This is a genomic window from Bdellovibrio sp. HAGR004 (assembly GCF_055397015.1).
On record NZ_AP029181.1, the window covers coordinates 1 to 10,856 of the forward strand.

General features: G+C 43.1%; 12 protein-coding genes and 1 pseudogene. 3 read left to right on the top strand and 10 right to left on the bottom strand.

Annotation, left to right across the window (positions count from 1 at the left end; all coding sequences use genetic code 11):
* Window positions 1–406: 406 nt before the first annotated feature.
* The 5 genes from ACZ5ZV_RS21340 to ACZ5ZV_RS21360 all read right to left on the bottom strand — a co-directional run bounded on the left by ACZ5ZV_RS21340 (window position 407) and on the right by ACZ5ZV_RS21360 (window position 3,444).
* Entirely contained in the window at window positions 407–634 is a 228-nt protein-coding gene (locus ACZ5ZV_RS21340; protein WP_464121623.1) for a type II toxin-antitoxin system MqsA family antitoxin, read from the bottom strand.
* Complete coding sequence (locus tag ACZ5ZV_RS21345) at window positions 631–939, bottom strand: DUF4258 domain-containing protein (protein ID WP_464121624.1); 309 nt, start codon at window positions 937–939, stop codon at window positions 631–633. The genes ACZ5ZV_RS21340 and ACZ5ZV_RS21345 overlap by 4 nt, the downstream gene beginning before the upstream one ends.
* On the bottom strand, window positions 905–2,041 hold the full coding sequence (locus ACZ5ZV_RS21350; RefSeq protein ID WP_464121625.1) for a hypothetical protein: 1,137 nt from the start codon (window positions 2,039–2,041) through the stop codon (window positions 905–907). The genes ACZ5ZV_RS21345 and ACZ5ZV_RS21350 overlap by 35 nt, the downstream gene beginning before the upstream one ends.
* Window positions 2,041–2,811, bottom strand: a complete 771-nt coding sequence (locus ACZ5ZV_RS21355; protein ID WP_464121626.1) for a ParA family protein — start codon at window positions 2,809–2,811, stop codon at window positions 2,041–2,043. Before ACZ5ZV_RS21355 ends, ACZ5ZV_RS21350 begins: the two co-directional genes overlap by 1 nt.
* 81 nt (window positions 2,812–2,892) lie before the next feature.
* Window positions 2,893–3,444, bottom strand: coding sequence for a recombinase family protein (locus tag ACZ5ZV_RS21360; RefSeq protein ID WP_464121627.1), 552 nt, complete (start codon window positions 3,442–3,444; stop codon window positions 2,893–2,895).
* A gap of 220 nt (window positions 3,445–3,664) precedes the next feature.
* On the opposite strand from ACZ5ZV_RS21360, the gene ACZ5ZV_RS21365 reads away from it, so the two are divergent.
* The 3 genes and pseudogenes from ACZ5ZV_RS21365 to ACZ5ZV_RS21375 all read left to right on the top strand — a co-directional run.
* Window positions 3,665–3,937, top strand: coding sequence for a hypothetical protein (locus ACZ5ZV_RS21365; protein WP_464121604.1), 273 nt, complete (start codon window positions 3,665–3,667; stop codon window positions 3,935–3,937).
* A complete protein-coding gene (locus tag ACZ5ZV_RS21370; protein ID WP_464121602.1) occupies window positions 3,937–4,278 on the top strand; it encodes a type II toxin-antitoxin system PemK/MazF family toxin in 342 nt (113 codons plus the stop codon). The genes ACZ5ZV_RS21365 and ACZ5ZV_RS21370 overlap by 1 nt, the downstream gene beginning before the upstream one ends.
* 385 nt (window positions 4,279–4,663) lie before the next feature.
* Window positions 4,664–5,488, top strand: a pseudogene (locus ACZ5ZV_RS21375) (reverse transcriptase domain-containing protein); the annotation flags it as partial.
* 187 nt (window positions 5,489–5,675) lie between these two features.
* Here the strand turns inward: ACZ5ZV_RS21375 and ACZ5ZV_RS21380 are convergent.
* From ACZ5ZV_RS21380 to ACZ5ZV_RS21400, 5 genes are all read right to left on the bottom strand, one after another.
* Window positions 5,676–6,128, bottom strand: coding sequence for a four helix bundle protein (locus ACZ5ZV_RS21380; protein WP_464121620.1), 453 nt, complete (start codon window positions 6,126–6,128; stop codon window positions 5,676–5,678).
* A gap of 50 nt (window positions 6,129–6,178) precedes the next feature.
* The gene (locus ACZ5ZV_RS21385; RefSeq protein ID WP_464121621.1) at window positions 6,179–7,378 is read right to left on the bottom strand and encodes a hypothetical protein; all 1,200 of its coding nucleotides are present in this window, start codon (window positions 7,376–7,378) and stop codon (window positions 6,179–6,181) included.
* Window positions 7,371–7,628, bottom strand: coding sequence for a hypothetical protein (locus ACZ5ZV_RS21390; RefSeq protein ID WP_464121599.1), 258 nt, complete (start codon window positions 7,626–7,628; stop codon window positions 7,371–7,373). The genes ACZ5ZV_RS21385 and ACZ5ZV_RS21390 overlap by 8 nt, the downstream gene beginning before the upstream one ends.
* A 138-nt stretch (window positions 7,629–7,766) precedes the next feature.
* Complete coding sequence (locus ACZ5ZV_RS21395; RefSeq protein ID WP_464121618.1) at window positions 7,767–9,950, bottom strand: helicase HerA domain-containing protein; 2,184 nt, start codon at window positions 9,948–9,950, stop codon at window positions 7,767–7,769.
* Window positions 9,937–10,614 (bottom strand): hypothetical protein, encoded by a 678-nt coding sequence (locus ACZ5ZV_RS21400; RefSeq protein ID WP_464121616.1) that lies wholly within the window; start codon window positions 10,612–10,614, stop codon window positions 9,937–9,939. Before ACZ5ZV_RS21400 ends, ACZ5ZV_RS21395 begins: the two co-directional genes overlap by 14 nt.
* Between the last annotated feature and the right edge of the window lie 242 nt (window positions 10,615–10,856).

The following is a 10,856-nucleotide window of genomic DNA, read 5'->3' on the forward strand; positions in this document are numbered from 1 at the left end:
GCGTATTTTAGTAAGTAACTAGTTTAAAAGATCTTTTTTAAATTTTACCCCTCTAAGATCCACTCCAACTACCTAGAGGGGTATTTGGATCAGGTCTCTACCTAATTTCAAAGTGGTTGTGCAATAAAAATAGGCAGAATAACTTGGCGAGTTGGTTCGCAAATTCGATACTAAAATTTGCCGGAATTCAAAAAACGCACGAGGATTCGTTTTAAGGTGCGTTTGTTGCTCGACGAATGGTTGTGGTGCGGTAGTGGTATAAAAACTTAACCTGGAGGCGTTTAAGCATTAACGCGGTCTTTAGAAAAGATACCTTTGGGTGGCTTTGATGGTTTATGAAAAAGGGAACTCCATTCCCTTGAACTCTTGGCAACCCACATTTCGCATCGCGAAATGTGGGTTCAATTTAAGCGGCCTTGAATTTGGCAATAGTAAGTTCCATACCTGATTTTGAAGCTTCCTGAGCTAGGCCAAGAAGCCTTCTTGAAGTTTCTTCTTCAAGATACTGCTCGCCACAGTTCTCACAAACTCGCGCAGGAACATCTTTAAACACAAATGTTTTTCCATTTTGTTCCAAAGTAACCGTAACTGTTTGATTAACAGTTTGACCATTTTTGCAGATTACACATTTCATTTTTGTCTCCGAGTCTTAAAGTTATTGTCCCAAAGGTGTGGGTCTGGCTCATAGACCGTGATTATAATTATCTCTTTGTCTGCATCGTTCACAGCCGCAACTACATGAAGGTTCTTTAAGCCAAATTTTCCTAAAATCAATTTACTTGGGTATGGAGTATCGTTCTCATAATTTTCAATGACTTCGCCCTTTTCAACCACGAATCGAACTTCCTCTTCGCTAATGCTACGAGAAAACATTCTTTGTAGTGCATGAATGCGAAAAATTAATTTAAACATTGAGCGTACCTGTTCTAAATTCTTCAAACGCCATCTTCTCTAAAAGATCTTGGTTCTTAACGAATCCTTTGTGCTTCTCTCTCACTTCTTCCAGGAAGTTTGGATTTTTAACTAGAAACTCTCGAAATTGAATTTGTAACTTAGTCTCAGCTAACTTCTTTTGGCTTTCTTCTGCTTGCTGGATTCTGGCAAGTTCAGCATCGAGTTCTTTCTGCAAGGACTCTGAATACTTTTGGCTAATGTACTCCCTACCCGTCCCGAGAACCCCAAAAAGAATGTTAGCAAGACTTCCAGTCTTCCCATGCTCAACATCAAAGCTTAAGGCAGCAAGACTTCGTTCAACAACTTCCTGGGTGGCTTTGCCGGAACTAATCAGGTTTTGAAGATTGGTTGACGAAATTCCAAAACGACGGAGGTTTTCCGGAAGTTCTATTGTATTAGTAATTATATTTAAATTATTACTACTACTATAAGGCGGTTCTGAACTAGGTTCTGAACTAGGTTTGGAACTAGGTTTGGACGAGATTTGAACTAGATTTGAACTAGATTTGAACCATGTTTCGTTTAAAGTCATCTGTTGATAGACCCATTCAGGCAACTCGTATCGTGTCCATCCTGTCCTACCAGACTTCGCTTCTGCGATAAGTAGAAAATCAGCTTTAACGAGACGCTTAACAGCTGTCCTAAGCCCTTCTAGAGAGGATTCTAAGCGTTTTGCTAATAAGGCTCCATTTAGAGGAGGCGAGATTTTTGATCTAGAAATTTGCCCCTCTTCATAAAGAAAAATCAGCAGTTTCTGTTGAATAGGGCTAAGCATATGAAAATCAAACTTTTGAACTAGATTTGAACTAGATTTGACCGAGGTTTGAACTATAAACGCACCGGATTTAGAACTAGGTTTGAACGACATTTGTTGTTTGGAAGTGGTTTTATCCAATAATTCTGAACTAGATTTGACCGAGGTTTGAACTACATTTGAACTATGTTCTGAACTAGATTTGACCGAGGTTTGAACTACATTTGAACTATGTTCTGTGGTGGCTGGCGAAAACGCCACCGGCTGCGACGAGGTCTCTTCGTCATCAAGTAACCTTAAAAAATCATCTGTGGAGGTTTTTTTCTTGGACATTAGATTATTCCAATAAGGTTTTCAGTGAGATTTTTATATCCCTCAGCAGCTCTAGATTCTGCGAAGTCATAAATGAGTTGCTTCTTAATTTGAGCTTTCTTAACTGTGCTATCAACTCCGATCGGATCAAAAACTCGGCATTTGTTTCCGAATTTCGCTTTGATAGCTTCATATGCTTGCTGAGATACTGTTGTGCGCTTATCAAACATAGTAGGAACGATTCCAAGAATTGTCGGACTCTTCTCGTAAAACTCTTCTATAATTTTTTTCTGCTCGAAGAGATAATTAATATTAGAAATAGCAAAAGCATCCATAGTTGCTGGAATTAGCCAGTAGTCCGCAAATGTCATGAAATTTAGAAGGACGAGATTCATTGCAGGGCTGCTATCAATGATACAGTAGTCGTATTGAATATTTTGCTTCTTAAAGCGGCCCTTAAGAGTTTCTTCGCGACGGTGGAAGGCTGCCATTCTAATATCAGCCTCAGAAAGTTTTCTAGACGAGATCATAACGTCGATGTGGCTATCACCGACCGGAATCTTCTGAATAGCATCTTCAAACGGCGTATCTTCAACTAAAAATGAAGAAAAGTCCTTATCACTATTTTGAAGCTTCAACCCGAAGTACGTTTTAATGCTTCCTTGTGGATCGCCATCAATTAATAAAACCTTACTTTCAGGCTTTAGAAGCTTAAGACCCGTGGCAATTGCCACGGCTGTAGAGGATTTCGCAACGCCACCCTTGATGTTTGTAACTAACAATGTCTTCACAGAAAATCCTCCTATGGTCGTGAATAAATTCAACAGGTGTTTGAGTGCCATAGCAAGGTAAAATTTTTCGTAAGCTTCGCGTCAAAGCGACTCAGTGAGATTCCTATACAGAGTTCCCTTTGAAATTTCCAAAGTCTCGCAGATCTCTGCTATTGGGATTTTTGAGCGGTGTAGGGCGCGGGCCTGTTCGACTTTCTTTTCATCCATCACGCGAGGACGGCCGCCTTTGCGACCGCGTTCTGCGGCAGCCTTGAGGCCCGCAAGGGTTCTTTCTTTGATAAGTTCTCTCTCAAATTCTGCAAGAGCTCCGAAGATATGTAAGAATAATTTCCCGCTTGCTGTGGTTGTGTCGATATTCTCCTGAAGGGACTTAAACCCGATTCCACGATCATTAAACATCTGCACAAGCTCGATAAGGTGCTTAAGGCTTCGCCCAAGGCGATCAAGCTTCCAGACGACCACAGTGTCACCTGGGCGGACATACTTTAAAAGCTTTTCCAGTCCTTCGCGTTCGGATTTGGATCCACTTATGACATCCTCAAAGACTTCCTTACAGCCTGATTTCTTTAAAGCATCTTTTTGAAGGTTCATTGACTGATCTTGTGTTGAAACTCGCGCGTACCCTATGAGCATTAGTCACCTCGTGAGGCATAGGGTTTCAAAAACGGGTAGGGCTGTCTATTTTGAAATTAATCTTAAAAGAGGGTTTTAAGACGGGTTTTGGAACTAACAAATCTCCGTAACATAACGGCTTATGTTACGGAGATTTTGCTGCGACGATTGTCTCAAAAACGAGCAAATATGAATCTATAACAATATCTTATGGGTCATGATAACTTGAGCTTGCTTTCTTATGAAAGAAGAGTATTATAAAAGTATGAGAACTAATACCAAGTCAAGCATTACACTGCCGCCGTTAGAGTTGGAGCTCGTCAATGAGTTAATGAAAGCCCTAAATGCAAAAACCAAAGTTGAAGTCATTCGACGTGGGTTAACTCTTTTGAAAGAAACAACGGATAGAAAAGCATTAAGATCTTCATTTAAAGAGGCTTCCGAGGCGACAAGAGAATCATTAAAAAAGGAAATTAAAGAACTAGATTCCCTATCTGGCGAAGGTCTTGAATAATGAAGATACTTCATGGACATCTTTACCTTGCGGACTTAAATCCACGACAAGGAACTGAAGCTGGGAAAATCAGACCAGTGGTCGTTATTCAAACGGATTATCTAAACGAGATTGAACATCCTTCGACCTGGATATTACCATGTACCACGCGTTTGACAGGTGAAAATATTTTGAGAGCTGTCTTTCCTAAAAACATGGCCGGTAATAACGAAGAATGCGAAGTCATGATTGATCAAAGTAGGTCCATTGATAATGCTCGATTCAAACGTCATCTTGGGAAAATTCCGCCAATAGTCTTTAAAGAAATTAAAGAAAAACTAAGACTTCTTGCTAATCTTTAAAAACTGCATTTTGAGGTGAGTTCACTGCAAACCTCTGTTTGGCGTAAAAAATCGGCTTATGGATCTTGTAACCGCTAGCGAAAACAGCATCGGGAACCGTTGTTGTTACTCACGTTGTTGTTGTTGAATGAATCACAACCGCTGTTGCCCATTATCTGTCCGTTGTTGTTATAGAGATCGGCCACCCACTTACCCGAAACTCATTCAGGCAGCATCCAACGGAAACATGGTAGCCGATCAGCTCTGTTTGAATTTCCACATCAACCCAGAAGGCGCACCCTCTGGGGCACTTCCCTTGCATCAACAGGGCTGGGGTATCTGATCTCACCTCTTCTGCGAAAATCCGTAAACCTGCGCACTCTAGGCATAAGCCGATGCAGAGATAATGATTGCGTACAAACAAAATGTCAATTACCTACTACACACTGTGGTTTATAATTTTACGCACCTCCATGATTCGTACAAAAAAGCATCCAAGGGACATGGGCGCTGCCGTCCCGTCCTGAGGTTTTGGTTTTATCTTGAACGTGAATTGGATCTCATTGCAAAAGACTTGAAATCCAGATCGTACAAGCCGCGCACCAAAAGACCTTTTATCGTCTTTGAGCCCAAACAACGAAAGATATTCGAAAGTCACTTCCGAGATCGTATTGTGCATCATGCCCTGTGCTCGATCTTAAATCCCCACTTTGAACGACGTTCTTTGCCTATGAGCTATGCTTGCCGAAAAGGCTATGGCAACCTGAAAGCTCTTAATAAACTGCGAACACTGCTTCGTTCACTTTCTGAATCCAACCAAGAGACGTGGATGCTGAAAATTGACATTCGCAAGTACTTTGATTCAATCCCTCACGACAAGTTGCTTAAACTGATTGAGCGCGACACCAATGATAAAGACCTCTTGTGGCTGTCCCACAAAATAGTTTCTTCGCATGAAAGTAGTCCAAAAACAGGGCTGCCCATTGGCAACCTAACATCGCAGATTTTTGCGAACCTTTATCTCAATGAGCTTGATCACTTTATTGTGCATAAAAAGGGCTTTAAACATCTTTTTCGGTTCATGGATGACTTGGTTATTGTTCATCCACAAAAATGCAAACTAGAGGCTCTTCTGGAAGAAATAAAGGTATTCTGTTTAAACACTTTAGAAGTTGAGGTTCACCCAAACAAGATCGTTCTTTGTGAAGCGAAAAAAGGCATTGAGTTTTTAGGCTTTCATGTAACCAATCGAAAGCGGGTCATCAAGCCGGCCAACATGGCGCGAATCAAAAACAGAATGCGTAAATTTTCAAAAATGATGCAGCAAGGAAGCCAAACCCCCGGTAAAACGGAGCAACGGCTCAAAAGCTGGATGGGATATGCCTGCCATGGGCAGGTAACATTTCAATTGGAGCATCTTACTTCTTGGAGTTCTTTCGATCCACAACTTCAGAAACTTTGTCAGAGCGCTTTTTTTCCACCTTCAAAAGACCACCCACCTGGGCCAGGGCCGATACAATCAGCTGCGCAAAGCGAGCATAGCGTTTTGTATCAATCGCCTTCAGATCGTGAGATATGCGAATCAGAATCCGACTTTTTTCAAGCCTTACAATCGCAGATACCAAAGCCTGTTCCCGGCGGTCCTCGGCAACGATCGCCTCGGTTACATCTTCCAGTGCCATTAACAGAGACGTTGAAAGACGTTTCCCCACGCTGTACTTATGAATCTTCGGAAACTGCGCATGAGCCCGCTCAAATTCGATAATCAAATCATAAAGCGTGCGAAAGACTGGAAATAGATCTACGCGATCTTTGGGGAAGTTCTCTTCAATTTTTTGTTCGGATTTTTGCGCTGATTTTTCTTCAGACATAGCCCTTGTGGGGCCTACTCGGCCCCACCCCCAAATTTAAATTTTTACCCCTAGCGAAAACAGCATCGGGAACCGTAGGAGTAACTCACGTTGTAGCTGCTGAATGAATCACAACCGCCGGCGCCCATTACCTGGCCGTAGCTGTTATAGAGATCGGCCACCCACTCCCAATGGCCTGTCATATTATTTGGACCGGCTGCGCCATCAACACAGGCCGCCGCCCACTCGCTGGCAGTACAAAGGCGTGCTTTTGGTGACTTTCCACGACAAGTCTGATTTGCCCCCAACCAATTAGCACTGGTTTCTGGATTTGATGAGATACAAAAAGCATCCGCACTGCCACTGGTGCCGATCAAGGTAAATCCCGCAGGACAGCTTGTAAGACCACCACCGCTCACGCTTTGCCAGGTCCCATCATCGCGTAAAAACTTAGTCCCATTAGCTCCCGTCGGACTCATTGTGGCTAAAGGACCTAAGCCCAAATTTGATCGGGCTGTGGCCACATCCGTTGCCCCCGTACCACCATTTGCAATCGCTACGGTACCGCTGATATTTGTGGCGGTCGTCGCAGTTGAAGCATTCCCGGTAATGTTAATCCCGGCCGATGTTCCGCCAGCATTGAAACCATTTAAAATCGCATCAAGCTTTGTGAATCTATCAAAAACACTTTCTAAATTCGTTTGCGTCATACCCTTGGCATTGTTGATGCTCACAAAATCCGAAGCCGCTTTTCCCTCTAGTGTCTCTGAGTTGATCGCATAGGCCATTGAGCGCATATTAAAATCTGCAACCACCGGGATTGAGTCAACATACAAACTCATACGGAATTTGCGGGCACCGTTTGTGCTTGTTGGATCAAAACTTGTGACCGAGCCATTCACGGAACCATCGGCAGCAAGACAAACTAACCCCGAAGGTAGGCTTGGACCATTAGATATCGTCGAAGAGTTGTTCATAACCTGTTTTAGCGTAAGGCCCGGATCATTTCCCTCCACAGCTCCTGTTCCTAGAGCTAAATTAATATAACCTTTGGAGATATTTACTCCGGTAAAGTTTTCTTCACGCAAAATACAATCGTTCGGTGAAAGAATGCGCGCATTCACAGTCACTCCCGACTTTGTCGGATACGTTCCGTCTGGAAGCTTAATCACCCCTTGAAAGCTAATGCCTTTATGCTGGGCAAAAGAGGATGGAGAAATTAGAAAAAATAACAACATAAGACAGGAATATACGTACCACTTCTTATTCATAAAAAACTCCCTCGACCTCAACTCCGTTTACTAATTTTGTTTTCTGCACAATCTCACCAAAAGATCCCGTCACCACCACGCCGTTATTAGTGGTAACAACCTCACCGGCAATAAAATCCGGTTCTTTACGGTTCAGGTTTTCTATAACAGAGTCAGGGATCTGTGAAAGATCCGACAGCGACGCATCTATAGAGCAGGCACCAAGAAAAACAGGTGCGGTGATTAATAGCAAAAATGCTTTGATTTTCATAAGATACGTATCGGAATACGAGTTAAATTTATTTACCCCCCCCCGAAAAATTATAAATGCTTGATTTTAAACAACTTTATGAGCCCAAAGGATGCTATCGCTGTGGATACCCAGTATTTAGCGTCTCATAAAGGGACTTTATATCTCAAGATCCTGTATTGTTTCCTTTTGAATTGGATTTCGCGATTGATTTTTGCTGGGAATTAAAGACTCTTTATAATCTTTTTGCTGAGTTGAAAGGCGATTTTCAAGTTGTACCGTTCTCATGCTCACTTGCGTGGTTATTTTTTGTGGCTGCGGCTTTATTGCCTCTCCAATATCTTCATGAGGAATCTCCAGCATCTTCACTTGAACCGTGCCAAAACGACTTGGTTTCTTCGCAGCATAAATCGCTTCACCAACATTCAAATTCCTAAAGACGTTCGGATGATAAATAAACTCATGCACAAGTTTCTTAGTCCCCATCCCAGTGTTGTCATCACCAAAAATCCACTCTTTGGTTTGTTTGGTCTTTTCATAAGATTCTTTAGTGCCAACAACAGAGGCCAAGATATCGCACGTTTCCGGGTCCTTCTGCACAAACGAGAACATGGTCTCGGTCGAATCCATAATCTGAGATTTGACAGTTGGATCTTTAAAGTCCCCTAAAGACTGGTGCGCGATCACAACGCCAATTCCAGAGCCGCGGCAGCGATTTAAAAAGCCCACAAAGGTCTTTGCCATATCTTCGGTTGATACGATATCCGAAAACTCATCCACCAAGACCGCAAAGCGTGGTCTTTCCTGTTCTGGGATATTAGTCACAATTGCACCACTGGCCGATCTCAGATCCGCCAGGAGAAGTCTTCCGAACTTTTTTGCGGACTCGTTGTAAGTTTGCCCGTCAAGGTTCACTAGGATGACTTTTTTCTCCATAATGGCTGAGAAAACGTCCAGAGTATTTTCGCAACTAAAGATGCCCCCAAACTCTGCTTTCACCAAAAGCGTCAGCTCAGTTTTTAAGCTCTCAAGGTCTTTTGCAAAGTCCTTACTAAACCCAGCTGCAAGGTTTTGAATGTCGGCCCGTATTGAAGCCTCATCTACCTGCTCCGCTAAAAGAGTTACACCCTGAACGGTAGAAATTGCTACGAGCAAATCCTCAAGATTAGAGACCATCCCTTTTTGGTCTCTTAAATACACTAAGCCCCTTAAAACCGTAAGAAGAGTTCTTTCAGATACTTTCTTGTAATATGGCTCACTCCACTCAATGGCCCCGATGATCTTATCTTTAAGCTCTGTCGCGTTCCCCAAAAGTAAAGGATTATAGCCGTAAGAGCTTTCCGGGTGACTAAGATCGATCAGAACAAAATCCTGCTCTCTAGACGCCATCTTGCAAAGACTCTTAAAGTCCTCCCGGACCTTGTAGTCAGCCTTTAGGTCGAGCATCAAAAGCCCCTCACCTTGCATAATTTGGTGAGCGTAGATGTTCTTTAAAAGAACCGATTTCCCAACTCCTGGCTGCCCCAGGATATGGATGTGATGGTTAATATCACGCCAAGAAAGTCTTAACGGCATTCTTTTGGGATGAGTGAGCCTTCCGATTTCAATATCATTCCCACGCATGGACTCGACAAGGTTAACGGCCGCAGGATCTTTTTCACCCAAATGGAACAAAAAGTGATACCAATAGACAGCCAGATAACTCCCAGCTACGGCAATCGCCACCAGTTTTAAAGACGGTGTCGGCGCTAGATTATTTGCGTATCTGAATAAAAACTCCGAGAGCAATAGACCCGACAGAAGAACAAAACCCCTTATGGCAAGCCCATGAGGCTCAAGCTTAATGTTAAATATGGCCCCCGTTATACCGGCCACAAGTGCCGCCACTGTAATTTTTAAAATCTTAAAAGGCCAAAACAAGAACAGCGTGAGGTTTCTAACGCCGTTATAAAGAGCAAACGACGGGCCTTTCATATTTAACAAATACCACCCGCCAGGCACTAACAGGAAATACGCAAAAGCCCCCTTTGCCACCAAAGGCGTTGCTAAAATCCCTGTAACCTTTTTGGCAACACTTCCGCCCTCAATCAGCGTCGGGATGATTTCGCGCAAATATCCCCAGCCCGCAAACGTAATAAAAAACCCACTGGCTAAAATGATTCCCGAACGGATCCACTTGCGCTCCTCTTTTTCATAAAATGAGGCATAGCTTAAGTAAGCAAAGATCATGGAAAAAACCATCACCGGCAGGAATGTTAAAAGCACAACTCCACCAAGCAGCATAAAAATCAATTGCGGCAAAGTGTCTTCTTGTGGATTCGGTTTGCTATTACTTTGTGACATCGAGGTCCCCTTTGCCTTTCCCGAAAAGTTCGTCTCTGGACTGCACCACGAACTTATTTGGAATGAGGTCGGTCATTTTTTTGATTTTGTTTTTTAGGTTTTCCGTTGAAGCAATGAACAAACACGCCTCAAAAACTGGATCCTTCTCGGTCATAAGCGCGTTAAGGCGGAACACCTTTTCTCGCAGTTGATTTTCAGATTTTGGTTTATTCTCATACTCAAAGGCGCATACTTTGCCGTGCTTAGAAGTAAAAATGGCGTCCGGCATGAAGTCCCTTTGCAGCCTTCCGGTGGCAGCCTCGGCCTGAGATTTTAGCAACTTTTCTGATCTCCAGTTGGACGCTCGGCCTTGTTTTTCAAGTTCCAAGCGGGACTTTAAAACGCCAAGATCATGCTCAAAAGTGACCACACTGAGCTTTGAAACTGGGTTTGGTAAGGAAAGGCCTAGAGAGACTTGGTCTCTCGGGCTAGACAACTTGGTCAGCTCTCGGTGACCTTTTGGCGTGGTCAGATAGAACTTTTTGGCCGTCCCGGAAAGCAAATTTACTGAACGCAAAAACCCAACAGCCTCTAACTTTTGGATCCTTTTTCTTGCCGCAAACATATCCTGACTTTTTGCATCAAAGAACTTTTGATTTAAACTTTCAACATCCGCAAACTTCATTTCCAAACAAAACCTTAAGATCTCTAAATCCCTTTTTTGAACCCAGATCCCTTCATCCCTTTTAACAACTTCTATCATTTCAAATTCCCCAATCCTGATCTCAAGTACCCTACTAGTACCCGGCCCCCACACCCAACTCATCACTCAATTAATCTACTTAACCACCCTGAGCTAAGCCGCCCGCTTTTACTCCTGAGCACCCGCACGTTGTGTGTGGGTGCTCAGGAGTAAAAGCGGGCGGC

Excerpts from the sequence above, each read along its gene's own strand:
- ACZ5ZV_RS21340 (WP_464121623.1), bottom strand. The coding sequence starts at position 634 with ATGAAATGTGTAATCTGCAAAAATGGTCAAACTGTTAATCAAACAGTT.
- ACZ5ZV_RS21350 (WP_464121625.1), bottom strand. The coding sequence starts at position 2,041 with ATGTCCAAGAAAAAAACCTCCACAGATGATTTTTTAAGGTTACTTGAT.
- ACZ5ZV_RS21360 (WP_464121627.1), bottom strand. The coding sequence starts at position 3,444 with ATGCTCATAGGGTACGCGCGAGTTTCAACACAAGATCAGTCAATGAAC.
- ACZ5ZV_RS21365 (WP_464121604.1), top strand. The coding sequence starts at position 3,665 with ATGAAAGAAGAGTATTATAAAAGTATGAGAACTAATACCAAGTCAAGC.
- ACZ5ZV_RS21370 (WP_464121602.1), top strand. The coding sequence starts at position 3,937 with ATGAAGATACTTCATGGACATCTTTACCTTGCGGACTTAAATCCACGA.
- ACZ5ZV_RS21380 (WP_464121620.1), bottom strand. The coding sequence starts at position 6,128 with ATGTCTGAAGAAAAATCAGCGCAAAAATCCGAACAAAAAATTGAAGAG.
- ACZ5ZV_RS21385 (WP_464121621.1), bottom strand. The coding sequence starts at position 7,378 with ATGAATAAGAAGTGGTACGTATATTCCTGTCTTATGTTGTTATTTTTT.
- ACZ5ZV_RS21390 (WP_464121599.1), bottom strand. The coding sequence starts at position 7,628 with ATGAAAATCAAAGCATTTTTGCTATTAATCACCGCACCTGTTTTTCTT.
- ACZ5ZV_RS21395 (WP_464121618.1), bottom strand. The coding sequence starts at position 9,950 with ATGTCACAAAGTAATAGCAAACCGAATCCACAAGAAGACACTTTGCCG.
- ACZ5ZV_RS21400 (WP_464121616.1), bottom strand. The coding sequence starts at position 10,614 with ATGAAGTTTGCGGATGTTGAAAGTTTAAATCAAAAGTTCTTTGATGCA.